Genomic DNA, 24,227 nt, shown 5'->3' on the forward strand with positions numbered 1-24,227 from the left:
GGCNCAGCCACAAGGCCATGAGTATCGGCAAGACAGGAAACATTCTTCTCGCCGATATCGGCGGCACCAATGCGCGCTTCGCGCTGAGCAATGGCGAGCAGATCGGACCGATCGACTATGTGAAGGTCGCCGACCATCCAACGGTCCGCGAGGCCATCACCGACGTGCTGCGGCGGGCCGACAGCGAGAAGCCTGTCAGGGCCGTCCTCGCCGTCGCCGGCCCCGTCACCAATAATCGCTGCGTCATGACCAACAGTCCCTGGGTGATCGACGGCAACGAGCTCCGGCCGGCGCTCGGCTTCGACAGCGTCCATGTGCTCAACGATTTCGAGGTGGTGGCCTGGTCCCTGCCCGCCCTGCAGCCGGCCGACCTGATTCCGCTCGGCGGGCAGGACGGCATGCCTGGAGAGCCACTGCTGGTGGTCGGGCCCGGGACCGGTTTTGGCGTCTCCTGCCTGGTCGAGCGCCACGGCTCCCGGCTCGCTGTCGTCACCGAGGCTGGGCATGCCACCTTGCCGGCGGAGAACGAGCGCGAAGAACGGGTGATCGCCGCGATGCGCCGGCGCTTCGGCCATGTCTCGATCGAGCGCGGCGCCCTGTCCGGTTCTGGGCTGCAATCCCTCTACGAGGCGATAGCCGAGGTCGATGAAGCCCAGGTGCCGCAACGCGACGCGGCTGGCATCACCAAGGCCGCGCTGGACGGTTCTTGCGAGCTCAGCCGCGCGACGCTGGAGATGTTTTGCGCCATCCTCGGCTCCGTCGCCGGCAATCTCGCGGTGACCTTCGGCTCCAGGGGCGGCGTCTACATTGCCGGTGGAATCGTGCCGCGCTTTCCGGGATTCCTTTCGGCTTCAGCGTTCCGCGCGCGTTTCGAGGCCAAGGGGCGCTTCCAGGATTACTTGCGCAACATCCCGACGCGCCTCGTCATGAAGCCTGATGCAAGCTTCGTCGGCCTGAAGATGTTCGCCGACCACAATCTCGATTGAGGGCGGCCGCCTCGCATCGGCGCTCTCCAGCGCTTCAATTCGCAGTTCCACGCTGATCGTGCTTGCCCTCAGGCGTCCGATAGGAAACAATCCTGGCGTGTGTGGCGTAACGTGCCGGGGGCGTGACATGCGTAAGCAGGATGTTGGATTCGACTATCACCGCTATCACCGGCTGCTGACCGAGGCAGACGATGAAACCAAGCGGATGGCGCTGATCGAGCTGTTGATCGAGGAAAAAGCGCGGGACCGCCTGGCTGCACAGCGCGCCTCGGACCGCGCGGCGATGACGGCCCACACCATCGCGACGGTGCTGCGGGGCGGCCGCAACTAAGGCTTGCAAGGCCTGCTGCCTGCTGCCTGCTGCCTGCTGCCTGCTGCCTGCTGCCTGCTGCCTGCTGCCTGCTGCCTGCTGCCTGCTGCGAGAAGTCCGCGATCGATTGCGATTCCGTTAAGGATCCCTGGCAATCCTGTATCAAACTTTCTGCTCTAGAAGTTCCCTCACCTGATGCAATTCAGGATCAAACAGAGGGGGAATGACCATGAGCATGATTTCGCTCGCCGAAATGCCGGCTGCCATCCAGACCCGGTCGAACGATTATTCTTTTAAAGCGATTGCCATCTTCTGCTGCCTGGGCCTCATTGCCTCCTTCAGCCTGATGGCCCACGGCGTCGACCTCAGCGCCGGCCTGATGTGAATCCCTGACGGATTGTCCGTCGGGACATGGCCGCCCCTTCCGGGCGGCCATTTTCGTGCCCGATGCCTGCACCGTCGACAGAGTCAGTGCGGGACTTTGGCAGGCATGTCCGGAAACAGCGCGTCGATGATGCTCTTGAGCTGATCGAGCGCGATCGGCTTGCGGAGAATGGGTCGGCGCCGGAGCAAGGACGGCAGCAATTCCGGCCCGTAGCCGGTGGCAAACAGAAACGGCTTGCCGCGCCGCTCGATCAGATCGGCGACCGGATCGACATAAACACCCATCAGATTGATGTCGAGGATCGCGAAATCGTACTGCGCGGTCATCGCAAAGGCGCTCGCATCGCGGACATTGTCCGCTTCTGCGACGACATGGTGGCCAAGCTCTTCCACCATGTCAGCCATCATCATCCGGATCAACGCCTCGTCTTCGACCAGGAAAACGGAGAGTCCGTCCGCCATATCAACCCCGCAAGCCTCGCTGCAAAGCTAAGCATACCCGATTTGCGAAAAGGATACACGAATTCGTGGCCTTCAATTTCCACGAATGCATGCAATCCGATTCAGGCTCGATCAATCCAGTCTGGTCAATCCAGCCCGCGCTCATGGCTGAGGCGAACCATCTCCTGAATGAACACCTGCTTCTGCTTGTCATCGAGGCTCGAATACAGCGGCTCGGCCGCATCGGCGACATTGCGCTGGTCGGCAGCGCGGTCGATCAGGAACTGCGCCTCGTTGCGCATCTGCTCGATGATGTCGTCGGGCGGATCGCGCTTGGCCCGCTCCATCCGCAGGTTGAGTCGCTCAGCGCCATTGTGCCCGAGATAATGCATGGCACTGGAGAAGCCGAACCAGTGCTTCTCCTGATCGGGCGTGAGATTCAGCTCGGTCTTGATCCGCTCGATATAGGAATCGCTGTTGGCGACGATCTGTTCGGCGGTCAGTTGCGGCGCGCCGGGCTGGGTCAGGACCGTGACGTCCTTGTTGTCCTTGCTGTCCTTGCTGTCCTGGGGGGCGTTCTTGGCTTCCTTGGTCGGCTTGGCCCCCTTGGCGCCTTTTGCCGCCTCCTTGGCGCCTTTGGCATCCTTGTCCTTGGCAGCGCCCGGCTGCTTGGCGTCCTTGCCTGAATCCTTGCTGGCGTCCTTGGCGGCCGGCGCCTGGCCGCTGTTGTTGTTCCCGACGCCGAGCACGCCGGTGAAGACGCCGACCACGCCGCCGATGGCGCCGCCGAGGACGCCTCCGACAGGACCGGCCGCCTTGTTACCGGCTGCGGCGCCGTCCTGGACGCCCTTGACCAAACCTTGTGCATTCGCGACTGCGGTCGCGCCGACGAGGAGTGTCAGCACGGACCCGAGCGCAAGCCATCGTCGCAGGCCAAGCCGCACGGGCGGCGCCGGGTTGATCATTTGGGTTTCCATTTCGATCTGCTTGCCTTCTTAAGGAAACGGCAGGCGGCCTGCCGGTTGCAACTCTACAGTTTTCGCCGAGCCGAGGTCTAGCTACGGACCATCACTGTCCCGTTGGAAAGACCTTCGGCGGCAATGCAAGCTCATTTGGAACTGCGGCGTAATTGCGCACGGAGCAATTGGCGGCTTCGCCCGACGTGTGCGTCGCAATAAGGGCTGCCGCGGCTCACGCCGCGACGCAGCCGCTGTCGCGTCCCATACACAACGTTAGTTCTAGAGAGCGGTGCATCAGGCTTTCTCGACAGATGCGATCAATCATGATCTGATCGCGCTACCAATTTGCCGCGTCCCCTGCGTGACTTAGCGCTGGAGACAACGAGGCCAACAAGAAACGTCCAACAATAAAATCAAAGAACAAACTTGGGAAATTCAGAGGAAACGACAGAACAATAAACAACACCAAGACGAGGAAACGAGATGTCACGCAAAAAGCTGACACGACGTCAATTTGTAGCTGCCACTGCAATGTCCTCCGCGGCGCTGATCACGGCGCCGTATGTCCGGGGCGCTTACGCTGCCGGTAAACTTTCGATCGGCTTCTGGGACCATTGGGTGCCCGGCGCCAACCAGGCCTCGACCGATCTGGTCAACGAATGGGCCGCGAAGGAAAAGGTCGAGGTTTCGATCGACTACATCACCAGCAACAACAAGAAGATTGAGCTGACCGCGGCGGCCGAAGCACAGGCCAAATCGGGTCACGACATTCTTCAGATGCCGAGCTGGTGGCCGCACGCCTATTCCGAGAATCTCGAGCCGCTCAACGACGTGATGGAGCCGCTCATCAAGCAGAACGGCGAGGTGAACGGCACGGTCAAATATCTTGCGCAGTCGGGCGGCAAATGGCTCGCGGTGCCGGCGACGCCCGGCAGCCAGATCAAAGGCCCCTGCACGCGCATCGACCTGATGAAGAAGTTTGCCAACATCGACGTCCAGGAAATGTATCCGGCCGGCAGCCCGCCCAAGGCGGACAACTGGACCATGGATACGTTCCTGAAGGCCGCGGAGGCCTGCCAGAAGGGCGGCTTCCCGTTCGGCATCGGCCTCGGCGAAACCACCGACAGCGTCGACACCGCCGGCGCAATCTTCCAGTCGTTCGGCGCCGAACTCGTCAACGCCAAGGGCGATATCACGATCAAGACAGACCAGGTTCGCCAGGCCATGGAGTATTACAAGAAGCTGATCGCGTTCCTGCCCCCGGACGCGCCGTCCTGGGACGACGCATCGAACAACAAATGGCTGATCTCCGGACGCGGCGCGCTGATCATGAATCCACCCAGCGCCTGGGCGGTTGCCAAGCGCGATGCGCCCCAGGTTGCCGAGCAGTGCTGGACTCACGGCTTCCCGGCGGGCCCGAAGGGACGTTTTGCACCCTTCCTGCCTTACTTCTGGGGCGTCTGGAGCTTTGGCAAGAACAAGGAAGCGGCCAAGAGCCTGCTCGTTCACCTGTCCTCGCCCGCGGCGATCGAGAAATTCGTCGCGGTGAGCGGCGGCTATGACCTGCCGGCCTATGCGAACCTGACGAAGCTCAAGACCTGGGCCGAGGAAGGTCCGCCGAAGGGGACGCTGTTTCACTATCCGGACCCCTACCGGCAACAGACGCTCTCGATCGCGGCCTCACCGGCGCCGCCGAAAATCGCGCAGCAGATCTACTTCCAGGCGACGTTGACCAAGATGGCGTTGCGCTTTGCCCGCGGCGAAACGCTGGAGCAGTCGCTCGCCTGGGCTGAGGGCGAGTGCGAAGGCTTCATGCGGAGCTAGACGGCCAATGCGGATAGCTTGCGCGACCCTGCGCAAGCTATCCGTGCCGCCGACATTGCTGCCCGCATGAGAGCGAAGCCGATCCCACGACCGACTTCGCCGTTCGACCGTTTGTTCACAAGGAAGCTGATCCAAGGAACCTGATATGGCCGATGTCGTCGTTGAGCAAGGTCGCATCGCTCGTGCGACAGGCGCGCGGAAGGGATCGAGCCTGCGCAATACGCTCGGGCGCAAATCGACGGTTGCATTCCTCCTGACGCTGCCGCTGATCCTCCTGATCGCGCTACTCGTGCTCTATCCCGCCTTCTTTTCGCTCTATCTGGCGACGCTGAACAAGGCGATGACGAAGTTCGTGGGCCTCGGCAACTTCACCTTCCTGTTCAAGCGCGAGACGTTTTGGATGGTGGTGAAGCAGTCCTGCATCTTCGCGATCACCGCCGTGATCTTCAAGGCACTGATCGGCTTCATCGTCGCCCATTTCGTCCACAACATTCCCGGCAAGAAGCAGCGCAAATGGCGCGGCATGCTGCTGGTGCCCTGGGTTATTCCGCCGGCGATGAGCACGCTGGCCTGGCTCTGGCTGTTCGACCCCTCTTACAGCGCCTTCAATTACACCCTCTCCTACTTTGGCGTCGGCCCGATCCCCTGGCTTGGCGAGACTTTCTGGGCCCGCTTCTCCGTCATCCTCGTCAACGTCTGGTACGGCGCGCCGTTCTTCCTGATCATGTATCTGGCCGCGCTCAAATCGGTTCCCGACCAGCTCTATGAGGCGGCAGCGATCGACGGCGCCAATTGGTGGCAGAAGATCTGGTACGTCACGCTGCCGATGATGCGCAACATCATCGCCATCACCACGCTGTTCTCGCTGATCGTCACCTTCGCCAATTTCGATATCGTGCGCATCCTGACCTCGGGCGGACCGCTGGACACGACGCATCTGTTCGCCACCTGGGCATTCCAGGTCGGCATCCAGAGCAGCGACATTCCGCTCGGCGCCTGCGTCTCGCTGTTCATGGTGCCGATCCTCGCGGTCGCGGCGATCTTCATCCTGCGCGACGTCTCCAAACGCGGGAATGAAGCCTGATGAGCACGATGGCAATCGACAAAGCCGGACCGAGCCGCAAGGTCAAATACGGCAGCATGAGCCGGGATCGCGCCTGGGCCCTGCGCTGGTCCTATTTCTTCCTGGTGCTGTTTGCGATCTTCTTCCTGACGCCGCCAGTTTACATGCTGATCACCTCGCTCAAGAGCAGCGCGGAGATTTCGGCGGCTACCAATCCATGGTGGGTGTTTCATCCCACCCTGTCGAACTATGTCGAGCTGCTGACCTCGAACCAGTTTTTGCGCTTTTTCTGGAACTCGTCGATCATCTCGATCGTGGTCGTGATCGTGACCATGCTGATCAGCATTCCCGCCGCGTTTGCGCTGGCACGAATGAAGTTCTGGGGTTCGGCAACGCTGGCTACCGGCGTCTTCCTCACCTATCTGATCCCGGACAGCCTGTTGTTCATTCCGCTGTTCAAGATGCTCGGAGTCATCCAGGACCTGACCGGCATTACGCTGCTGAATCGCTGGTATGTGCTGGTATTCATCTATCCGACGCTGACCGTGCCGTTCTGCACCTGGATCATGATCGGCTATTTCGCCTCGATTCCGAAAGAACTGGATGAGGCCGCGATCATCGACGGCGCCTCCTGGCTCCAGACCCTGCTGCGGATCTTCATTCCGGTGGCACTGCCCGGGCTGATCGCGGCGACGATCTTCGCCTTCACGGTGTCATGGGCCCAATTCCTCTATCCTCTGGTGTTCACGACGTCGGTTGACCAGCTGGTGCTGCCGGTCGGCATCACCACGACGCTGATCAAGGGTGACGTCTTCAACTGGGGGCAGATCATGACCGGCGCGCTGCTCGGCGCGGCGCCGCCGCTGATCATCTACGCCTTCCTGATGGACTACTACATTGCCGGCCTGACCGCCGGCGCGACGAAGGGTTGAAATCGAGGGGTTGAAGTGCAATGGCCGACGTTTCCCTGCGTAAGGTGATCAAGCGTTACGACGATGTCGAAGCGGTACGCGGCATCGATCTTGATATCGCCGACCACGAGTTCATCGTGCTGGTCGGGCCGTCGGGTTGCGGCAAGTCGACGACGCTGCGCATGATCGCCGGCCTCGAGGACATCAGCGACGGCGACATCATGATCGGCGGCGACGTCGTCAACGACGTGCCGCCGAAGGACCGCGACATCGCCATGGTGTTCCAGAACTACGCGCTCTACCCGCACATGACGGTCGCCGAGAACATGTCGTTCGGGCTGCGGCTGAAGCACTATCCCAAGGCCGAGATCAAGGCGCGGGTGACGGAAGCCGCCCGCTTGCTCGACATCACCGACCTGATCGACCGCAAGCCGAAGCAACTCTCTGGCGGCCAGCGCCAGCGCGTCGCCATGGGACGTGCCATCGTGCGCAACCCAAAGGTCTTCCTGTTCGACGAGCCGTTGTCCAATCTGGACGCCAAGCTCCGCGTTCAGATGCGGATCGAGATCAAGAAGGTGCACCAGAAGGTGCGCACCACGACCGTCTACGTCACCCACGACCAGGTCGAGGCGATGACGCTGGCCGACCGCGTCGTGGTGATGAACAAGGGGCGGATCGAGCAGATCGGTACGCCGAACGAACTCTACCACAAGCCGGCGACGCGCTTTGTCGCAGGTTTCATCGGCTCGCCCGCGATGAACTTCATTCCGTGCCGTCTGGAGGATGCCGGCGGCACGCTCCGGATCCGCCTCACCGACCGCATCGCCTTCGCGCTGCCGCCGGCCCGCGCCGCGCGCTACAACGCTTTGCCGCGCAGCGACAGACTGCTGCTCGGCATCCGGCCCGAACATCTTTCGGAGTCGCATCCGCATCTGGAGCCGGGCGTGGAGACCTTCGACACCGTGCTCGACGTCACCGAACCGATGGGGATGGAGACGCTGGTCTATTTCGGCCTCGACGGCACACCGGTGTGCGGCCGCGTCAATCCCAATGCCGGCGCCAAGGACGGGGCTCCCATGCGTTTGGCGATGGACCTCAACAATATGCACCTGCTAAACGAGGAGACCGGCGTCGTGCTGTGATGCCGGTCTAGGAAGCTCGAAGCAGGCGGGGAGCGATGGCGACCAACAAGAAGAAGATTTTCGTTACACAAACCTTGTCGCAAGGGGCACGCGCTCTCCTCACCCAGCGGGACGATATCGAGCTCGTCGAGTTTGCGAACCTGATCTCCGCCAAGGATTTTGAGGCCCTGCTCAAGAGCCACGCGCCGGTCCACGGCGTGGCGCTTGGCGCCACCGCCTTTGGCGAGACCGAGCTCGAGGCCGCCCGCGACATGAAAGTCGTGACCCGCATCGGCGTCGGCTACGACGCTGTCGATGTGCCCGCGCTCTCCCGCCGCAAGGTGCCGCTGATGGTCGCGGGCAGCGCCAACTCGCCTTCGGTTGCGGAAGCGGCGCTGTTCATGATGCTGACGCTGGCCAAGCGCGCCAATGAGATGCATGCCTGCGTCAAGGACGGCAAATGGGCCGAGCGGCTCAGCATGCTGCCGTTCGATCTCTACGGCAAGACCGTGCTCATCATTGGCTTCGGCCGCATCGGCAGCCGCACCGCAAAGCGCTGTTTGGCCTTCGAGATGAAGGTACAGGTCTACGATCCCTATAAGCCCGCCGCCGATATCAAAGCGGCCGGATGCGATCCGGTCACCGACCTCGACGCCGCGCTGCCTCTCACCGATTTCGTCACCATCCACTGCCCGAAGACGCCCGAGACCGTCGGCCTGTTCGACACCGCGCGGATCGGTCGGATGAAGCCGAGATCCTATCTGATCAACACTGCGCGCGGCGGCATCGTCAAGGAGGCCGCACTCTACGACGCGCTGGTGTCCGGCAAGCTCGCCGGCGCGGGTATCGACGTGTTCGAGGTCGAGCCGCCACCGGTCAGCAATGCGCTGTTCGCACTGCCCAACGTCATCATGGCTCCGCACGTCGCCGGCGTGACCGTCGAGGCGGTCCAGCGCATGAGCGAGCAGACCGCGCGCAACATCCTGAGTGTGCTGGACGGCGATCCGATCAGGCAGAACATCATCAATCAGGACGTGCTCGGCTGAGGCAAATCCGAAGGCGGTCGACCTGTCCGACCGCCTTCGGAAGGCCAAAATGCGTCCCATTTTGGTGCAGATCGGGCCCCAACTCAGCCTTAATCGAACCCGCGTAATGTATCCGGCAGCGGCGGCAGTGGGACAGACTTGCCGGCCGCGTCGCGCTGGAGGATGGACCCTTGTCAGAGATCGACCCGACCGACCAAGCGCTGGCGACCATCGCCAGCATTTTCGAGCACCCCGAGCAGACCCTTGTTGTCCGTGAAACCGAGATCATTCGCGAGACCGAGATAGTCGCTGTCGGTGAGCACTCGGCTGTTGAGGAGCATCACGTCGTCGACGAGCATGACGAGCATCCGGTGGTCGAGGAGCAGCCGCTGGTGCCCGATCACACCGACGCCGACGGCTACAGCAAGGTCGGTCCCGGGCCGATGGTGGCGATCCGCCTGAAATGGACGGTCCATCGCGGCGACGACGGCCAATATTATGTGCACGAGACCATCGGCGAGCAGTCCGCTCCTGTGGTCAGCGGCCCGATGACCAGCGAGGCCGCCGTGCATTTCGTCGACGAACACGAGAGCGAGGCGCACCGGCGCTTCGAACTCCTGCGCAGCGAGATTTCCGGCCGCAGCTCACTTGCCGATTACGAGCGCAAGGGCGAGGCGTAACTACTTACGCCCGAGGAAATCCTTCTTCACCAGCTCGACGCCCGCGTGCCGCAACAGGTCGTAGGCAGTCGTGACATGAAAGAAGAATTGCGGGATGCTGTTGGTGAGCAGCAGCGTCCGCCCGGTAAAGGGCAGTTCGGTCCCGTTCTTCAGCTTGAAGAAGACCCTCAGCTCCGCCGCCGCATCGATGTCGGCGCGCGGCAGGCTCTCAATGAACTCGATTGAGGTAGCGATCCGCGCCTGAAGCCCGGCCATGTCGTGCTCCAGCGGCGGCAGCGCGACCGGCTCGCACTGCGCCAGCAAGGCCGGCGCGACGGTGGCATGGCGGCAGGCTTCACCAACCTGCTGCGCCAGATCGTACATGTTCGGCGCCATCCGCATGCCGAGCAGCACAGCCGGATCGAACTTGCGAGCCTCGGCATAGACCACGCCTTTGTCCAGCAGCGCGGACAGGTTGCGCAGATACGGTACGAAGAGGCCGACCGAGGCCTCGTATATCGAGATCGTCACGCCGGGATTCCCTTCAATTCCGTCTCGCCAGAAACTGGCATCTGGTCTAAATCCACGTCCACGAGCTGCACAATGACAGCTTGGGCATGGGTGGGAAAGAGATGACTGTTCGAATATCGCTTCGAATATCCGTTCGAATCTTGGCGGCTTTGGCCGTGATGGTGCTGGCAAACCTCGCAGCTCAAGCGGAGCAGCCGGCTCCCTCACGGCTCGACGAGATCATCAAGCGCGGCACGTTGCGCGTCGGCATGACCGGCGACTACAAGCCCTTCACCTATCTGGACAAGACGACGCAGCAGTTCTCCGGCTTCGACGTCGACATGGCGGAGGCTTTGGGCAAGGCGCTCGGCGTCAAGGTCGAGTTCGTGCCGACAGCCTGGCCGAAGCTGATGAAGGATTTCGAGGCCGACCAGTTCGACATCGCGATGGGAGGCGTGTCCGTCACGCTCGATCGCCAGAAGAAGGGCTACTTCTCGATCCCGATCATGCGCGAGGGCAAGACGCCGATCGCGCGCTGCGCCGACGTCGGCAAATACCAGTCCATTGCCGACATCGACAAGAAAGGCACCCGAATTATCGTCAATCCCGGCGGGACCAATGAGCGGTTCGCGCGCGCCAACATCAAGGACGCCGATATCACGGTCTTCCCTGACAACACCGAGATCTTCCATGAGATCGCCAAGGGCAACGCGGACCTGATGATGACGGATGCCTCCGAGACCCGCTACCAGCAGAAGCAGAACTCAGGCGTGCTCTGCGCGGTGCATCCGGATAAGCCGTTCGACTTCTCGGAGAAGGCCTACTGGCTGCAGCGCGACATGGCGCTGAAAGCCTTCGTCGACCAGTGGCTGCACATCTCCATGGAGGACGGCAGCTACAGGAAGATCTACGCGGCCTGGTTCGACTAGCATGCGGCTGACGATCGCGTGGGCGACCGCACTCGCGCTGGCGGGAGCCGGCAGCGCATTCGGGCAGACGCCCTTCACGCCCACGACGGGCCCCGCCTGCAAGGACCAATCCAAGGAAGGGTTCGGTCTGTGGACCTGCCCGGGACCGGCCGGCTACGTCGTGCGCTTCGCCGACGAGGGCAACATCGTCTCGCTCACGATTGCGCCGAGGCGTGCGATCGAGAAGGTGCAGGGACCGACGGCGCAATGGCGCGGCGCCGGCAAGGCTTTTGGCGACAAGATGCAGTGGATCATGCGCGCCGGCGTTCCCAAGGCCGCGGTGATCCGGACCTGGAGCCGGGTCGGTGACGACGAGCGTCAAGTCCAGGAGCTTTCGGTGTTTGCGATCAACGGCGACAAGGCCTGCCTCTTCGGCGCAGTCGAGATCCACGCCGACAAGGCCAACGCGGTGGCCCTCGCCCGTGCCGAGCAGGCCGCCGATTCGCGCTGCCCGGAAAACTAGCTGGGCCACCCGTCCAACTCTCGACCGGGTTCGGCGTTATTGAACCCGGGACACCCGGCAGACGACTCACACGGAGACAGTGATCTAGATCACTTTTTGCAGGTGAACCGGGGCGTAAGCGTCGGTGCGGGACCAGCTTTTCGGGAGATGGAATATGAGGAAGCTGTTGGCCACGGCCGCATTCCTTTTGGCGAGCACCGCAGCGCAGGCGCAGTACACGTTCGAGTATGGCGGGCGCACCATCCGCATCGATCCGGACCGCGGCACGGTGCAGATCCCCGGCGTGTATGACAACACCGGCCAGGGCAAGGCCAAGAAAGCCAGGAAGAACGATACCAAGCAGGACCTGCAGGCGCCGCAGCAGGCCAAGGTCGATCCGCAAGCGCCGGCTGCTCCCGCGCCGGCCCCGGCTCCGCTTGCCGCGCCTCCGGCCGCGGAACAGGCTCCCGCGCCGCCCGCCCCGGCAGCCGCAGCACCCCCGCCTGCGCCGCCCCCGCCGGCAGTTCCACCTGCGGCAGCAACCGCCAGCACGGCTCCGGCCGAAGACATGGTCCCGCCGCCGCAACCGGCTCCGAGCGCAGCCCCAGCGGTGGCTGCGGTGCCGCCCGCACCACCCCCGCCACCGGCGCCGACCGTCGCCGCCGCGCCTCCGGCACCGGTCCAGCAACCAGCGCCCGCGCCGGCTCCTCCTCCTGTTCAGGCCGCCGCCGTCGCACCGCCGCCCCCCGCAGCCGCCCCCGCACGCGATCTCAATTCGCCGCTCGGCGTCTGGCTCACCGAGGAGAAGGAAGGCAAGGTCCGCATCGAACAGTGCGGCAATAATCTGTGCGGCTATTCGGTCGACAGCAAGTCGAACCAGAATGGCGAGCAGGTTTTGATCAACATGAAGCCCGGCAAGGACCAGAAATGGTCAGGCCGCATCCTCGATCCCAACAGCGGCTCGACCTACGATTCGATCATCACGTTGCGGGGCACGGACCGCCTGCGCGTGCAAGGCTGCGCCTTTGGCGGCATGTTCTGCGGCGGCCAGACCTGGACGCGCGTGAACTAGATCGCGTTCGACAATTTCGAGAAAGACTGGGGGTCCGTGATCCGGGTCCCCTCGCTTTGCGACGGTGCCCGTGATGTGCGTCAGCTCACAGAGGATCTGGCGCGCGTGACAGTCCTCACATCGCGGATTCCGCGGCGGTGACACGATCCCAGCATAGTCAACCAAAGGGGCGTGTCATGAACGGATTTCGCAAGGGTCTCTTCGCCATCATTATCGCGATCGCATTGCCGATCGCGCAGGCGGATGCCGCGGGCTCAACCTTCGACGGGACATGGAATGTTCGCATCTCGTCGTCCAGTGAAACCTGCGGCAATGGCGCTACGGTCGCGATCGGCATCAACAACGGCCAGATCGCCTCGAGCAGCGCGGCGGTGACGGCGTCAGGCCGCGTCGCCGATGCCGGCAGCATCAACGTCACCTTGAGCACCGGCGTCAAGCACGCCGTCGGCTCCGGCCGGCTCAGCGGTACCTCCGGCTCCGGCACATGGCGTGGCACTATGTGCTCGGGCACGTGGACCGCGGAGCGGATGTAAGCGGCGCGCTCTAGCCCAGCGGCGCGCCGTATTCGGAGTCCGTCACCGGCTCGAGCCAGGTCGAATAGACGCCGTCGAGGGCTTCCTGCATGGCGATATGGCACATGCTGTTATCAGGCGAGGCGCCGTGCCAATGCACTTCTCCTGGCGGGATCCAGACGGTGTCGCCCGGACGGATCTCCTTGACAGGGCCGCCCTTGGTCTGGACGCGGCCGACGCCCGAAATCACATAGAGCGTTTGGCCGAGCGGATGATGGTGCCAGTTGGTGCGGGCGCCGGGCTCGAACGAGACGCGCGAGACATTCAGCCGCGCCGGCGCAGGCGCCATGTTGATGGGGTCCTGCAACACGGTGCCGGTGAAGTGTTCCTTGGGCGCGCGGCGGGTCGGCCGCGCACCTGCGAGCGTGATGTCCATGGGGTTCCTCGTTTCCTGTTACTTCTTGCTGGCGGCGTAGCGCGCCTTGGTCTCGGCGTTCATGGGATAGAGGCCCGGCAGCACCGCGCCGTTATTCACCTCGTTGACGATCCAGGCTTCCATCCGCTCCTGCTCGCCGCCCTCGGCGAGAACGTGCTCGAGCATCGCCGCCGGAATCAGCACACAGCCATCCTGATCGGCGACGACGATGTCGTTCGGGAATACGGCGACGCCGCCGCAGCCGATCGGCTCGCCCCAGCCGACAAAGGTGAGGCCTGCCACGGACGGCGGCGCGGCATAGCCGTCGCACCACACCGGCAGATTGGTACCGAGCACGCCCTCGACGTCACGCACGACGCCGTCGGTGACGAGCGCGGTGACGCCGCGCTTGACCATGCGGGCACAGAGGATGTCGCCGAAGATGCCGGCATCCGTGATGCCCATGGCATCGACCACGGCGATGCAGCCCTCGGGCATCGCCTCGATCGCGGTGCGGGTCGAGATCGGCGACGACCAGGATTCCGGCGTCGCCAGATCCTCGCGCGCCGGCACGAAGCGCAGCGTGAAGGCCGGTCCAACCAGGCGCGGCAGTCCAGGGCGCAGCGGACGCGCGCCGCGCATCCACACATTGCGCAGGCCCTTCTTCAGCAGGACCGTGGTGATGGTGGCGGTGGTGATGCCGGCGAGGGTCTTGCGGGCTTCGGGGGACAGCGACATGGATGAGAACGAGCTCCGAGGTGCAGGAAAGAACGCGCGCATCTTGCGAGCCGGGGGCTTCCCGTCAAGGGCCAAAGCCCTGACAAGAATGCGGCCCAGCCGGGCTGGTTACGCGACACGATAACAACGCCTTATCGCCGCACCCGGCATTAATTTATTGGACTTGCGGGCGCATTTACGCGAAGCAGGGTTGAGGCGGAGCTCAAGGTCGAGCCCGCATTTTCTCAAGGCCCGAATTCGACCGCTCATGGCCGCGACGCTTCCCCCGCCCCGCCTTCTGCCCAGTGGCGACAGCGCCGTCACGGTCGAGTTCAGCCGCACCATCGACGACGCCGCCAATGAGCGCGTGCTCGCGCTCGACAAGGCGCTCGCAGCTCACCCCATCGAGGGCATCTCCGAGACGATCCCGACCTATCGCTCGCTGCTGGTGCATTACGACCCCGGCAAGATCGGCTTTGACGCGCTCGGCGAAAAGCTGCTTGCGATCGCCAGCCGACCGCTGCCGCCGACCACCAAGGCGCGGCGCTGGCGCATTCCCGTCGCCTATGGCGGCGAGCACGGCATCGATCTCGAGGATGTCGCAAAGGCACTGAACACCACGCCCGACGACATCGTCGCCCGCCACGCCGGCGGCGATTATCGCGTCGCCATGATCGGTTTCACGCCGGGCTGGTCCTATCTCAGCGGCCTCGACAAATCGCTGCATATGTCGCGGCGAGAGAGCCCGCGGCTGTTCACGCCGGCCGGCACGATCTCGATCGGCGGCATTCAAGCGGGCATCCAGTGCCTGGCCGCGCCGAGCGGCTGGCACCTGCTCGGCCGCACGCCGGTCAGGACCTATCAGCTCCACCGCAATCCGACCTTCCTCACCGAGCCCGGCGATCGCGTGACGTTCTTTGCGATCGACCACAAGACGTTCGAGGAGCTGGACCGCGCCGCGGAAGCCGGCGAGATCATCGCCGAGCGGGTCGACGCATGAGCCGGCTCATTGTCGCCAGCATCGGTCCCGCAAGCTCCGTCCAGGACGGCGGCCGCTTCGGCGCGCAGCGCTATGGCCTCACCGTCAGCGGCGCGATGGACCGGCTGGCGCTGGCCGCGGCGAATACGCTCGTCGGCAACGCGCCGTTCGCAGCCGCCGTCGAGATCGGTCCGTTCGGCGCCACCCTCACGGCCCGTGACGGCGCGGTGCGCATCGCCATGTCAGGCGCACCGCGCAATGCCGATATCGCCGGCAAACCGGTGGCGATGGACACGTCCGTCACACTGAGGGACGGCGAGACGTTGACGCTGGGCTTTGCCCGCGGCGGCGCGTTCACCTATCTCGCGATCGAAGGCGCCATCAAGGGCGAAGAGGTGTTCGGCAGCCTCGCGGTCAACGCCCGCGCCGGGCTCGGCAGCCCCTACCCGCGGCCGCTGCAGGCCGGCGACGAATTCACTGTCGATGCCGCGAGCGGCGCGCCGGAGCTGCGGATCGAATTGCCGAAGCCGGTGAGCGGTCCGATCCGCGTCGTGCTGGGACCGCAGGACGACGAGTTCGACGACGCCAACAAGGCGCTGTTCCTGGATAGCGAGTGGAAGATCTCGGCGACCTCGGACCGTATGGGTTATCGGCTCGAAGGCCCCGCGATCAAGCATTTGCACGGTCACAACATCGTCTCGGACGGCACCGTCAACGGCAGCATCCAGGTGCCCGGCAACGGCGCGCCGATCGCGCTGATGATGGACCGCGGCACCTCGGGCGGCTACCCCAAGATCGCGACGGTGATCACGGCCGATGTCGGCCGCCTCGCCCAGACCTCGGCGGGGACGGCGTTCCGCTTCAAGGCGGTCAGCATGGCCGAGGCGCAGGACGAGGCGCGCAAGTTTCAGCAGCTGATCCGCACCCTGCCCGATCGCCTGCGCTCGTCCGACACCGTCGAGCTCAACATCGAAGCACTCAGCGATGCCAATGTTGCGGGCTATGCGGTGAGTGCCATGGATGCCGGGACCTGGCAGGTCGTGGCGGAGCCGTAAGCGACAACAAGGCCAAAGGCGGAGAGCAACCATGAAGACGATCGATCTCAATTGCGACCTCGGCGAAGGTTTTGGCGCGTGGGAGATGGGCAACGACGCCGCCATGATCGAACTCGCAAGCTCGGTCAACGTCGCCTGCGGCTTCCATGCCGGCGACCCCGACATCATGCGGCGGACGGTGGAGCTGGCGAAGGCGCGCGGCGTCTCGGTCGGCGCCCATCCTGGCTATCGCGACCTGCACGGCTTCGGCCGGCATCCGATCGCGGGCCTCAAGGCCTCCGAAATCGAGAACCTCGTCGCCTACCAGATCGGTGCGCTGCAGGCGATCGCGACCGCGGCCGGTCACAAGGTGACGCATGTGAAGGCGCATGGCGCGCTCTCCAATGTCGCCTGCGAGGACGACATGACGGCGAAAGCGATCGCCGCCGGCATCAAGGCGGTCGACCCCAGCCTTATCTTCGTCGTGCTCGCCAATTCGAAACTGGTGAAGGCCGGCGAAGCGGCCAACCTGCCGATGGTGCACGAGGTGTTTGCCGACCGTGCCTATGAGGACGACGGCAACCTCGTCTCGCGCAAGAAGCCCGGCGCGGTGCTGCACGATGCCAAGGCGATCGCGGAACGCGTGGTGCGCATGGTGCAGGACGGCGCGGTGGTGTCGGTCACAGGCAAGGTGATCAAGATGCGCACCGACACGGTGTGCATCCACGGCGATACGCACGGCGCGGTCGAGATCGCGCGCACGCTGCGCCAGGCCTTGAAGGATGCGGGGATCGAGGTCGCGCCATTCAAGCGCGGGTGAGGGACGCCGTCATTCCGGGATGATGCGAAGCATCGGACCCGGAATCTCGAGGTTCCGGGTTCGGCTGCGCCGCCCCGGAACGACAACTCAGAACGGGTGCGCCGAGAGCGTGCCGAAGAGAAGCACCGCGATGAGCGCGCACGCGCCGAAGATGCCGATGTGCCGCGCGCTCGCCTTGGTCCTGCGCGAGACCGATCGCGCATAGAGATGAAGCCTGGCTTCCGCCGACAATTCCCGGATGGTCGATTTCCAGCGCACCATCTCGCCAGTATGAACGATTCACCACGACGGCTGTAAGACGGTCGTGCAAATAGCGATAGACGTGTTTCCCTAGCGTGCTTTGCAGGCGAAAATTCTCGGAACCCGCGGGTTCCAGGAATCCTATTCGTTAAAGTCCGAGCCAAATGGAACCGGTTCCGGTGCCCCCCAGATCAAACGCTCGAAAACAACCCCATGCACAGTAGAACGCCGCCGCCGGATCGATTGCGCGGCGGCGGCGATTCACGCTGATCTCGTCGCGCCTTAGTAGACGTCAGCCTGGAAACGGCCCTTCTTCTTGAGATCGGCGACAAAGCTGACGGCCTCATCGGTCGAGCGCGCACCGAACTGGGCGACGATGTCGACCAGCGCGCGCTCGACATCCTTGGCCATGCGCTTGGCATCGCCGCAGATGTAGAGATGCGCGCCCTCGGCGAGCCACGTCCACAGCTCGCGGCCGACCTCGCGCATGCGGTCCTGCACGTAAAACTTCTTCTCGCCGTCGCGCGACCAGGCCAGCGACAGGCGCGTCAGCAGACCGGAGGTCTTCATCGCGTTGAGCTCGTCCTGATAGAAGAAATCGCAATCGCTGCGCTGATGGCCGAAGAACAGCCAGTTCTTGCCCGGCGCACCGGTCGCCTTGCGGTCGAGCAGGAAGGCACGGAACGGCGCAATGCCGGTGCCGGGACCGATCATGATGATCGGCGTCTTCGGGTCCTGCGGCAGGCCGAAGCCGTGGGCCTTCTGCACATAGACCTTGAGCTTGTCGCCCTCGGCGATGCGCTCGCCGAGGAAGGTCGAGGCGACGCCGAGGCGTTTGCGCTTGCCGACGATATAGCGAACGGAATCGACTGTCAGCGACAGTTTTCCGGGCGTCGCATTGTGCGAGGACGAGATCGAATAGAGCCGCGGCTGCAGCGACTCCAGCGCTTCGACAAAGGCTTCCGGATGCGGCCGCGTGCCGGAGAATTTCTGGAGCGCCGCCATCACGTCGAGCGTAGCGGCATCGCCATCGGGATCCTCGCCCTGCGCCAGCGCCCTTGCCTTCTCGCGCTGCGCCCCGCCGGTGATGAAGGAGATCAGCTCGAACAGCGTGTCGGGCGCCGGCGACAGCGAGACGTCGTCAATCAAGGCTTCGCGCAACGTCTTGCCGTTGACCTCTGTGGTGTGCGATGCGCCGAGCAGCGCGATGATCTGGTCGACAAGGCCGACATCGTTGCGCGGGAAGACACCAAAGCTGTCGCCGACCACGTAGTCGAGCTTGCTCTCGGCGAGATCGAACTCGACGTGGTAGGTCTCCTTCTCCGACTTGCCCTTGTTGAGCAGGCGGCGCGACAGGAAGGTCGCGGTCACCGGATTGTCGCGTGAGCGGCCCGGCTCGGCGATGGTCACGGTCACGGCAGGTGCCGCCGCAACATCCGCCTTGTCAGCCACCTTGGCCGCCGGTGCCTTGTCCAGCTCCTCGTAGAGCGATTTCAGCATCCGCGCGGTTTCCTTGCCGCCGGGGACGCAGAGATTGAGCCGGGCTTCGCTGTGGCTGGCAATCGCCTCCGAATAGTCGTGGCAATTGTAGCCGCACTGGCCGCAATCCTGCTGCGCCATCGCCGCCATCATCTTGCGGCGGACGGGGCGCCCTTCCGCAAGCTTCATGCGATCGGCGATCGGCATGGTCTGGTCGTGCCAGGGCGCTTCGCCATCGTCGCCATCGCCACTTGGCATGACAGCGTCGCCCTGCTCCGCGGACAGCGGCGTCGCCACATCGGGCGACAACAGGCCGGCAAAGAAGCCGTTCAGCCAGGAACGCTGCGCGTCGGAGAACGGCGCGCTGGCGGGAATGATATCGAGCTTCGGCGCAGGCGTGATCTGGTTCATGCGGACACCTGTGCATCGGCAAGCTTGCGCAGCGTTTCGCCGTCATGGCGGCGCGCAAAGGACAGGAAGGTTTCGTCGGGCGACGAACGGTGAGCGAGATAGGCCTTGAGCAGCGCCTCGACCGTCTTCGGCGCGTCCTCGGCCTTGAGGTCGTGGTAGACCTCCTGCCCGACGTCAGCGTCAGGGCCGAACCCGCCGCCGGTGAACAGGTGATAGCCCTCGACCGTGTCCTCTTCGCCGACAGGCACGCGTGCGCCGATCAGCCCGATGTCGCTGATGTAGTGCTGCGCGCAGGAATGGTGGCAGCCGGTGACGTGGATGTTGACAGGCTTGTCCATGGCGACACGCGGCTCGCACCAGTCGCCAATCGCGGCCGCATTGCGCTTGGTGTTCGAAGCGGCAAAACGGCAGCCGGCGTTGCCGGTGCAGGCGACCAGTCCGGCGCGGATATGGGAGGCCTCGACCGCGAGCCCGATGTCCTTGATCGCGGCAACCGCAAGCGCGACGTTCTCGTCACGCACGCCTGATATCAGCAGGTTCTGCCAGACCGTCAGCCGAACCTCGCCATCGCCGAGATCGCGCGCGACCCTGGCGAGGCCCCGCATCTGCTCGCAGCTCATCTTGCCGAGAGTGAGCGACACGCCGATCCAGTTCAGGCCGTCCTGCTTCTGCTTGTGCACGCCGATATGGGCCATGCGGTCCGCCCCGGGCCGCGCGACAAACGCTTCTTCCGGCACCCGCGTGAACGGGGTCTTCAGCCGCTCCTCGACAAGCTTGAGGAAGCCGTCATGGCCCATCGCGTCGAGCACGTATTTCAGCCGCGCCTTGTTGCGGTTGGTGCGATCGCCATGATCGATGAAGACGCGCACGATGGCATCCGCAACTGATGTCGCCTGCTCGGGCTTGACGATGATGCCCGAGTACTTTGCAAAATCCTTGTGGCCGGTGATGCCGCCGAGGCCGAGGCGGAACCAGACCCCGGGCTCGACGCCGAACCCGTCCTTCACCTCATAGGCCGTGAAGGCGATGTCATTGGTCTCCTCCAGCACCGCGATCTTGCCGGCACCATCGAAGGCGACGTTGAACTTGCGCGGCAGGCCGTAGAGCGAGCGGTCATTGAGGATGTGGTAGTGCCACTCGCGCGCGAAGGGCCGCGTGTCGATCAGCTCCTGCGGATCGATGCCGGCCGTGGGCGTCCCCGTGACGTTGCGGATGTTGTCGGCGCCGGAGCCGCGCGAGCACAGGCCGAGATCCTGGATGCCTTCGATCAACCTGGTCGCGTTCTTCGGCGGAAGCTCGCGAAGCTGCAGGTTGGCGCGGGTGGTGACGTGGCTGTAGGGCCCGCACAGGTCCTCGGCGAGATCGGCAAGACCCGTGAGCTGCCAGTGCTTCATGATCCCGTTCGGGATGCGCAGGCGGCACATGTAGGAATCCTGCGTCGGCGCGACGTAGAAGATGCCGTAATAGCGCCAGCGGAAATTGTCCGCCGGGCTTGGCGGCGCGTTGTCGAGCGCCTGCTGGCGCAGCCGCGGATAGGCATCGAACGGATGCTCGTCGCGCTTGAACTTCTCCTGGTCGGCGAGTTTCTTGCCTGCGGCGATGACCTTGTCCTGCGCCTTGATATGCGCGGCATCGGGACCAACAGGCTCGGCATTCGCCTTGCCGCCGCCGCCCAAACCACGACCAACCTTGCTGATCTGCAGGCCGGTCGTGAAACCTTCGAGATAGCGTTTCTGCTCGTCGGTGAAGTCGACTGCGAGCGTTTCGATTTTCATGGTCGGTAACGAAGCTCCTGCGGCCACCAGCGGCGGCATCGACGGAATTGAGAATGACCCGCGAGGAACTCAGCTGGCTCGAAGCCTGCTTCGCTACTCCACGGTCCAGTCAGCTTCGTTGCTGTGGGACTTGGCTCAGCAGGCGTCTGCGACAAGCTGGCCGCACTGCACCATACAAGTTGCGTGCCAGCCGCATTGAAATAGAAAGATACGCGATTTCAATAAGTTATTGAGCGGTCCGGGAACTTCCCGGGGACCGCCCTTCACGAAATTCGAGCAGCGGGCTTAAAATTTAGCCGATGGTCCCGAGCGCCTTAAAAGGGTGCAGAGCCCGAATCAAGCCTTCCAGCGGCCAACCTCGAAGGCTTCAAGGTGCCCTCTGATGTTGTCGGGGTCGAAGGCCGGGCCGACAAAGGCGCTGAACGGCGCGGGGGGATCGGTAGGCCGCGGAATACTGAGGGCCGCGTCGTAGAGATCGGGCCTGAACACGGCCATGGCCGTGTTGACGCCCTCAGCCGTCAGCGCCGTCTGCCCCCAGCGCACCATCTGCGCGTAGAGCCAGGCGGCCTGGACCGGGTCCGGCCGTCCTGCCCCTTCACGTCCGACCAGGAGATAACGGTCGCTCTCGCGCATTGTGCCATCCGGCGAGATCTTCAGTCGCCCATCGAGTGTGCGCTGGATGACTTCGGCATCGACGCCGATCCGCTCCGGCTGCGCCAGGATACGCGCGGCCTCGGTCCGGTTGTCCGGATGCTCGATGAACTCGGCGGATTTTACGGCCGCACGCACAAGCGCTGCCACCACATCCGGATTCTTGTCCGCCCAGTTTTGACGCACGGCCAAAACCTTCTCTGCCGCGCGCGCAAGAAAGTCGGAGACGAAGTGCAGGATGTGGCCAATGCCGAGATCGACGGCGACGGAATTCCAGGGCGCCCCGACGCAGAAGGCATCGACATGGCCGCTCTTGAGGCTGTCGACCATGAAAGGCGGCGGCAGCACGACCAGGCGGACGTCCTCGTCGGGATCGACGCCGGCCGCCGCCATCCAGAACCGCAGCTGGTAATTGTGGGTCGAGAACGGAAAGGTCATGCCGAAGGTCAATGGTTCGGCGCCAGCCTTGCGGCGCTTTGCCACCACCTTCGCCAGCGCCTTTGCTGTGGCCATCGGATCGACGCGGTCGCCGGCGATCTCCTCCATCAGCGCGGCGTGCAGCGCCGGCGAGACCGTGATCGCATTGCCATTGATGCCGAGATTGAACGGCGCCGCGATCGGCACCTTGACGTGACCGAGCCCGAGCGAGGACGCGATCGCGACCGGCGCGAGCAGATGCGAGGCATCGAACAGGCCGATATTGAGCTTGTCGCGGACGTTGGACCACGACACCTCGCGCACCAGCTCGACCTCCAGCCCTTCGGCCGCGGCAAATCCCTTGTCGACGGCGACGATCAGGGCGGCGGCATCCACCAGCGGAATGAACCCGATGCGAAGGGGTGCGGTCATTTCAGCATCTCCGACGCGGTGATGATCGACTGCGCGATCTCGCCGATTTTCTTCTTCTCGCGCATGGCAGTGGAGCGCAGCAGCACATAGGCCTCGTCCTCGGTGAGGCCCTTGACCTTCATCAGGATGCCCTTGGCCTTCTCGATGACCTTGCGGTCCTCGAGCTGCGACTTGGTCCGCTCCAGCTCCTGCTGGAGTTTTGCGAAGGCGTTGAAGCGCGACACGCAGAGGTCGAGGATCGGCTTGATGCGTTCCTTCTTCAGCCCGTCGACGATGTAGGCGGACACCCCCGCCTCCACGGACGCCTGGATCGAGGCGGAGTCGCTCTGGTCGACGAACATGGCAATCGGCCGCTTCACGGCACGGCTGACCTGGAACATCGCCTCCAGCACGTCGCGGCTGGGGTTTTCCAGATCGATCAGGATGATATCGGGGTCCACCGCATAAATACGGGCGAGCAGGCTCTGCATCTCGCGGATATGGACCACTTGCGTGAATCCGGCCTCCCGCAAGCCCTCCTCGAGGATCGCGGCCCTGACCGGGCTTTCGTCGACGATCACGATCTTGGGCGACTGTTCGGCGCTCATGGCTCACTCACGGCAGGCGATTCATCCATAGCATGCCGGAGCGCCATGCAAAGGGTTGTAATTATGAGCAATTGGGACTAGCTCAGGCCTGTCAATCAGGCAGATTTGGATATGGATCAGACGGCTGCGCCCAAGGTCAGCTTCGTGTCACTCGGATGTCCCAAGGCATTGGTGGATTCCGAGCGCATCATCACGCGCCTGCGCGCCGAGGGCTACGAGCTCGCCCGCAAGCATGACGGGGCCGATATCGTCATCGTCAACACCTGCGGCTTCCTCGACAGCGCCAAGCAGGAATCGCTCTCGGCGATCGGCGAGGCCATGGCCGAGAACGGCAAGGTCATCGTCACGGGCTGCATGGGCGCGGAACCGGAAGCGATCGAGCAGGCCTATCCCGGCGTGCTCTCGATCACGGGTCCGCAGCAATATGAGAGCGTGCTCAATGCCGTGCACCGCGCGCTGCCGCCGGCGCACAATCCGCATCTCGATTTGGTGCCGCCGCAGGGCATCAAGCTGACGCCGCGCCACTACGCTTACTTGAAGATCTCCGAGGGCTGCAACAACCGCTGCACCTTCTGCATCATCCCGAAGCTGCGCGGCGACCTGATCTCGCGTCCGGCCAATGACGTGCTGCGCGAGGCCGAGCGCCTGGTTGGCGCCGGCGTCAAGGAGCTGCTGGTGATCTCGCAGGACACTTCGGCCTATGGCGTCGATCTCAAATATGCCGAGAGCCCTTGGAAGGACCGCCAGGTCCGCGCCAAGTTCTTCGATCTCGCGCGCGAGCTCGGCGAGTTCGGGGCCTGGGTCCGGCTGCAATATGTCTACCCCTACCCGCATGTCGACGAGGTCATCGCGCTGATGAACGAGGGCAAGGTGCTGCCCTATCTCGACATCCCGTTCCAGCATGCGAGCCCCGAGGTGCTGAAGGCGATGAAGCGCCCGGCCGCGCAGGACAAGACGCTGGCGCGCATCAAGCGCTGGCGCGAGGAATGTCCTGATCTGGCGCTGCGCTCGACCTTCATCGTCGGCTTCCCCGGCGAGACCGATGCCGATTTCGCCTATCTGCTCGACTGGCTCGATGAAGCC

The 24,227-nt window shown here is 64.0% G+C and carries 27 protein-coding genes; 17 read left to right on the plus strand and 10 right to left on the minus strand.

Annotation, left to right across the window (positions count from 1 at the left end; translation table 11 throughout):
- The first annotated feature begins 17 nt into the window (after nucleotides 1-17).
- The 3 genes from glk (at nucleotide 18) to AOQ71_RS46450 (ending at nucleotide 1,681) form a co-directional block, all read left to right on the plus strand.
- The gene (glk, locus tag AOQ71_RS31265) at nucleotides 18-986 is read left to right on the plus strand and encodes a glucokinase (protein ID WP_057755194.1); all 969 of its coding nucleotides are present in this window, start codon (nucleotides 18-20) and stop codon (nucleotides 984-986) included.
- Nucleotides 987-1,113: 127 nt separating this feature from the next.
- On the plus strand, nucleotides 1,114-1,317 hold the full coding sequence (locus AOQ71_RS31270; RefSeq protein WP_057755196.1) for a hypothetical protein: 204 nt from the start codon (nucleotides 1,114-1,116) through the stop codon (nucleotides 1,315-1,317).
- Between the two features lie 208 nt (nucleotides 1,318-1,525).
- On the plus strand, nucleotides 1,526-1,681 hold the full coding sequence (locus tag AOQ71_RS46450; protein ID WP_167354009.1) for a hypothetical protein: 156 nt from the start codon (nucleotides 1,526-1,528) through the stop codon (nucleotides 1,679-1,681).
- Nucleotides 1,682-1,764: 83 nt separating this feature from the next.
- On the opposite strand, the gene AOQ71_RS31275 is transcribed toward AOQ71_RS46450, so the two are convergent.
- Both AOQ71_RS31275 and AOQ71_RS31280 read right to left on the minus strand, forming a co-directional pair.
- Nucleotides 1,765-2,142: a response regulator gene (locus tag AOQ71_RS31275; RefSeq protein ID WP_057755200.1), complete on the minus strand. Its 378-nt coding sequence runs from the start codon at nucleotides 2,140-2,142 to the stop codon at nucleotides 1,765-1,767.
- Nucleotides 2,143-2,267: 125 nt separating this feature from the next.
- Nucleotides 2,268-3,086: a Spy/CpxP family protein refolding chaperone gene (locus tag AOQ71_RS31280; RefSeq protein ID WP_057755203.1), complete on the minus strand. Its 819-nt coding sequence runs from the start codon at nucleotides 3,084-3,086 to the stop codon at nucleotides 2,268-2,270.
- Between the two features lie 477 nt (nucleotides 3,087-3,563).
- On the opposite strand from AOQ71_RS31280, the gene AOQ71_RS31285 reads away from it, so the two are divergent.
- The 6 genes from AOQ71_RS31285 (at nucleotide 3,564) to AOQ71_RS46075 (ending at nucleotide 9,704) form a co-directional block, all read left to right on the plus strand.
- Nucleotides 3,564-4,904 carry an ABC transporter substrate-binding protein gene (locus AOQ71_RS31285; protein WP_057755207.1) on the plus strand — a complete coding sequence of 447 codons (1,341 nt, stop codon included), beginning with the start codon at nucleotides 3,564-3,566 and terminating at the stop codon, nucleotides 4,902-4,904.
- A 145-nt stretch (nucleotides 4,905-5,049) separates the two neighbouring features.
- The gene (locus tag AOQ71_RS31290; RefSeq protein ID WP_057755210.1) at nucleotides 5,050-5,988 is read left to right on the plus strand and encodes a carbohydrate ABC transporter permease; all 939 of its coding nucleotides are present in this window, start codon (nucleotides 5,050-5,052) and stop codon (nucleotides 5,986-5,988) included.
- Nucleotides 5,988-6,899 carry a carbohydrate ABC transporter permease gene (locus tag AOQ71_RS31295; protein ID WP_057755213.1) on the plus strand — a complete coding sequence of 304 codons (912 nt, stop codon included), beginning with the start codon at nucleotides 5,988-5,990 and terminating at the stop codon, nucleotides 6,897-6,899. Before AOQ71_RS31290 ends, AOQ71_RS31295 begins: the two co-directional genes overlap by 1 nt.
- Before the next feature lie 20 nt (nucleotides 6,900-6,919).
- A complete protein-coding gene (locus AOQ71_RS31300; protein WP_057755215.1) occupies nucleotides 6,920-8,020 on the plus strand; it encodes an ABC transporter ATP-binding protein in 1,101 nt (366 codons plus the stop codon).
- A gap of 35 nt (nucleotides 8,021-8,055) precedes the next feature.
- Nucleotides 8,056-9,045, plus strand: a complete 990-nt coding sequence (locus AOQ71_RS31305) for a hydroxyacid dehydrogenase (protein WP_057755219.1) — start codon at nucleotides 8,056-8,058, stop codon at nucleotides 9,043-9,045.
- Nucleotides 9,046-9,215: 170 nt separating this feature from the next.
- A complete protein-coding gene (locus AOQ71_RS46075; RefSeq protein ID WP_057755222.1) occupies nucleotides 9,216-9,704 on the plus strand; it encodes a hypothetical protein in 489 nt (162 codons plus the stop codon).
- Here AOQ71_RS46075 and AOQ71_RS31315 read toward each other — a convergent pair whose 3' ends face one another.
- Nucleotides 9,705-10,202 (minus strand): DUF1993 domain-containing protein, encoded by a 498-nt coding sequence (locus tag AOQ71_RS31315; protein WP_057756686.1) that lies wholly within the window; start codon nucleotides 10,200-10,202, stop codon nucleotides 9,705-9,707.
- A gap of 98 nt (nucleotides 10,203-10,300) precedes the next feature.
- On the opposite strand from AOQ71_RS31315, the gene AOQ71_RS31320 reads away from it, so the two are divergent.
- The 4 genes from AOQ71_RS31320 to AOQ71_RS31335 all read left to right on the plus strand — a co-directional run bounded on the left by AOQ71_RS31320 (nucleotide 10,301) and on the right by AOQ71_RS31335 (nucleotide 13,208).
- A complete protein-coding gene (locus AOQ71_RS31320; RefSeq protein WP_205668276.1) occupies nucleotides 10,301-11,122 on the plus strand; it encodes a transporter substrate-binding domain-containing protein in 822 nt (273 codons plus the stop codon).
- A gap of 1 nt (nucleotide 11,123) precedes the next feature.
- Complete coding sequence (locus AOQ71_RS31325; protein ID WP_063958315.1) at nucleotides 11,124-11,624, plus strand: hypothetical protein; 501 nt, start codon at nucleotides 11,124-11,126, stop codon at nucleotides 11,622-11,624.
- A gap of 154 nt (nucleotides 11,625-11,778) precedes the next feature.
- Nucleotides 11,779-12,675: a DUF2147 domain-containing protein gene (locus AOQ71_RS31330; RefSeq protein ID WP_057755225.1), complete on the plus strand. Its 897-nt coding sequence runs from the start codon at nucleotides 11,779-11,781 to the stop codon at nucleotides 12,673-12,675.
- 176 nt (nucleotides 12,676-12,851) lie between these two features.
- Entirely contained in the window at nucleotides 12,852-13,208 is a 357-nt protein-coding gene (locus AOQ71_RS31335; RefSeq protein ID WP_057755228.1) for a hypothetical protein, read from the plus strand.
- Between the two features lie 10 nt (nucleotides 13,209-13,218).
- Here the strand turns inward: AOQ71_RS31335 and AOQ71_RS31340 are convergent, their stop codons facing one another.
- Entirely contained in the window at nucleotides 13,219-13,623 is a 405-nt protein-coding gene (locus tag AOQ71_RS31340; RefSeq protein ID WP_057755231.1) for a (R)-mandelonitrile lyase, read from the minus strand.
- A gap of 18 nt (nucleotides 13,624-13,641) precedes the next feature.
- Nucleotides 13,642-14,340: a ribonuclease activity regulator RraA gene (locus tag AOQ71_RS31345; RefSeq protein WP_057755234.1), complete on the minus strand. Its 699-nt coding sequence runs from the start codon at nucleotides 14,338-14,340 to the stop codon at nucleotides 13,642-13,644.
- A 247-nt stretch (nucleotides 14,341-14,587) separates the two neighbouring features.
- Here AOQ71_RS31345 and pxpB point away from each other — a divergent pair, with 247 nt between their 5' ends.
- Genes pxpB through AOQ71_RS31360 form a run of 3 tightly spaced genes read left to right on the plus strand, consistent with a single transcriptional unit; the run spans nucleotide 14,588 to nucleotide 17,152 of the window.
- On the plus strand, nucleotides 14,588-15,319 hold the full coding sequence (gene pxpB, locus AOQ71_RS31350) for a 5-oxoprolinase subunit PxpB (RefSeq protein ID WP_057755237.1): 732 nt from the start codon (nucleotides 14,588-14,590) through the stop codon (nucleotides 15,317-15,319).
- Nucleotides 15,316-16,353, plus strand: a complete 1,038-nt coding sequence (locus tag AOQ71_RS31355; RefSeq protein WP_057755239.1) for a 5-oxoprolinase subunit C family protein — start codon at nucleotides 15,316-15,318, stop codon at nucleotides 16,351-16,353. The genes pxpB and AOQ71_RS31355 overlap by 4 nt, the downstream gene beginning before the upstream one ends.
- Before the next feature lie 31 nt (nucleotides 16,354-16,384).
- Complete coding sequence (locus tag AOQ71_RS31360; RefSeq protein WP_057755242.1) at nucleotides 16,385-17,152, plus strand: LamB/YcsF family protein; 768 nt, start codon at nucleotides 16,385-16,387, stop codon at nucleotides 17,150-17,152.
- A gap of 87 nt (nucleotides 17,153-17,239) precedes the next feature.
- Here the strand turns inward: AOQ71_RS31360 and AOQ71_RS46080 are convergent, their stop codons facing one another.
- The 5 genes from AOQ71_RS46080 to AOQ71_RS31380 form a co-directional block, all read right to left on the minus strand.
- A complete protein-coding gene (locus AOQ71_RS46080) occupies nucleotides 17,240-17,413 on the minus strand; it encodes a hypothetical protein (protein ID WP_083514620.1) in 174 nt (57 codons plus the stop codon).
- 261 nt (nucleotides 17,414-17,674) lie between these two features.
- A complete protein-coding gene (locus tag AOQ71_RS31365) occupies nucleotides 17,675-19,282 on the minus strand; it encodes a sulfite reductase subunit alpha (RefSeq protein ID WP_057755245.1) in 1,608 nt (535 codons plus the stop codon).
- A complete protein-coding gene (locus tag AOQ71_RS31370) occupies nucleotides 19,279-21,057 on the minus strand; it encodes a NirA family protein (protein ID WP_057756692.1) in 1,779 nt (592 codons plus the stop codon). The genes AOQ71_RS31365 and AOQ71_RS31370 overlap by 4 nt, the downstream gene beginning before the upstream one ends.
- Nucleotides 21,058-21,393: 336 nt before the next feature.
- On the minus strand, nucleotides 21,394-22,557 hold the full coding sequence (locus AOQ71_RS31375) for a CmpA/NrtA family ABC transporter substrate-binding protein (protein ID WP_057755248.1): 1,164 nt from the start codon (nucleotides 22,555-22,557) through the stop codon (nucleotides 21,394-21,396).
- On the minus strand, nucleotides 22,554-23,144 hold the full coding sequence (locus AOQ71_RS31380; protein ID WP_057755252.1) for an ANTAR domain-containing response regulator: 591 nt from the start codon (nucleotides 23,142-23,144) through the stop codon (nucleotides 22,554-22,556). Before AOQ71_RS31380 ends, AOQ71_RS31375 begins: the two co-directional genes overlap by 4 nt.
- 111 nt (nucleotides 23,145-23,255) lie before the next feature.
- On the opposite strand from AOQ71_RS31380, the gene rimO reads away from it, so the two are divergent.
- On the plus strand, nucleotides 23,256-24,227 hold a 972-nt coding region (gene rimO / locus AOQ71_RS31385; RefSeq protein ID WP_245317282.1), incomplete at its 3' end, for a 30S ribosomal protein S12 methylthiotransferase RimO.

This window comes from Bradyrhizobium manausense (genome assembly GCF_001440035.1).
Taxonomy (GTDB): domain Bacteria; phylum Pseudomonadota; class Alphaproteobacteria; order Rhizobiales; family Xanthobacteraceae; genus Bradyrhizobium; species Bradyrhizobium manausense.

Coding starts and splice junctions, on each gene's coding strand:
- glk (WP_057755194.1), top strand. CDS start 18: ATGAGTATCGGCAAGACAGGAAACATTCTTCTCGCCGATATCGGCGGC.
- AOQ71_RS31270 (WP_057755196.1), top strand. CDS start 1,114: ATGCGTAAGCAGGATGTTGGATTCGACTATCACCGCTATCACCGGCTG.
- AOQ71_RS46450 (WP_167354009.1), top strand. CDS start 1,526: ATGAGCATGATTTCGCTCGCCGAAATGCCGGCTGCCATCCAGACCCGG.
- AOQ71_RS31275 (WP_057755200.1), bottom strand. CDS start 2,142: ATGGCGGACGGACTCTCCGTTTTCCTGGTCGAAGACGAGGCGTTGATC.
- AOQ71_RS31280 (WP_057755203.1), bottom strand. CDS start 3,086: ATGATCAACCCGGCGCCGCCCGTGCGGCTTGGCCTGCGACGATGGCTT.
- AOQ71_RS31285 (WP_057755207.1), top strand. CDS start 3,564: ATGTCACGCAAAAAGCTGACACGACGTCAATTTGTAGCTGCCACTGCA.
- AOQ71_RS31290 (WP_057755210.1), top strand. CDS start 5,050: ATGGCCGATGTCGTCGTTGAGCAAGGTCGCATCGCTCGTGCGACAGGC.
- AOQ71_RS31295 (WP_057755213.1), top strand. CDS start 5,988: ATGAGCACGATGGCAATCGACAAAGCCGGACCGAGCCGCAAGGTCAAA.
- AOQ71_RS31300 (WP_057755215.1), top strand. CDS start 6,920: ATGGCCGACGTTTCCCTGCGTAAGGTGATCAAGCGTTACGACGATGTC.
- AOQ71_RS31305 (WP_057755219.1), top strand. CDS start 8,056: ATGGCGACCAACAAGAAGAAGATTTTCGTTACACAAACCTTGTCGCAA.
- AOQ71_RS31320 (WP_205668276.1), top strand. CDS start 10,301: ATGGGTGGGAAAGAGATGACTGTTCGAATATCGCTTCGAATATCCGTT.
- AOQ71_RS31325 (WP_063958315.1), top strand. CDS start 11,124: ATGCGGCTGACGATCGCGTGGGCGACCGCACTCGCGCTGGCGGGAGCC.
- AOQ71_RS31330 (WP_057755225.1), top strand. CDS start 11,779: ATGAGGAAGCTGTTGGCCACGGCCGCATTCCTTTTGGCGAGCACCGCA.
- AOQ71_RS31335 (WP_057755228.1), top strand. CDS start 12,852: ATGAACGGATTTCGCAAGGGTCTCTTCGCCATCATTATCGCGATCGCA.
- AOQ71_RS31340 (WP_057755231.1), bottom strand. CDS start 13,623: ATGGACATCACGCTCGCAGGTGCGCGGCCGACCCGCCGCGCGCCCAAG.
- AOQ71_RS31345 (WP_057755234.1), bottom strand. CDS start 14,340: ATGTCGCTGTCCCCCGAAGCCCGCAAGACCCTCGCCGGCATCACCACC.
- pxpB (WP_057755237.1), top strand. CDS start 14,588: ATGGCCGCGACGCTTCCCCCGCCCCGCCTTCTGCCCAGTGGCGACAGC.
- AOQ71_RS31355 (WP_057755239.1), top strand. CDS start 15,316: ATGAGCCGGCTCATTGTCGCCAGCATCGGTCCCGCAAGCTCCGTCCAG.
- AOQ71_RS31360 (WP_057755242.1), top strand. CDS start 16,385: ATGAAGACGATCGATCTCAATTGCGACCTCGGCGAAGGTTTTGGCGCG.
- AOQ71_RS46080 (WP_083514620.1), bottom strand. CDS start 17,413: ATGGTGCGCTGGAAATCGACCATCCGGGAATTGTCGGCGGAAGCCAGG.
- AOQ71_RS31365 (WP_057755245.1), bottom strand. CDS start 19,282: ATGAACCAGATCACGCCTGCGCCGAAGCTCGATATCATTCCCGCCAGC.
- AOQ71_RS31370 (WP_057756692.1), bottom strand. CDS start 21,057: ATGAAAATCGAAACGCTCGCAGTCGACTTCACCGACGAGCAGAAACGC.
- AOQ71_RS31375 (WP_057755248.1), bottom strand. CDS start 22,557: ATGACCGCACCCCTTCGCATCGGGTTCATTCCGCTGGTGGATGCCGCC.
- AOQ71_RS31380 (WP_057755252.1), bottom strand. CDS start 23,144: ATGAGCGCCGAACAGTCGCCCAAGATCGTGATCGTCGACGAAAGCCCG.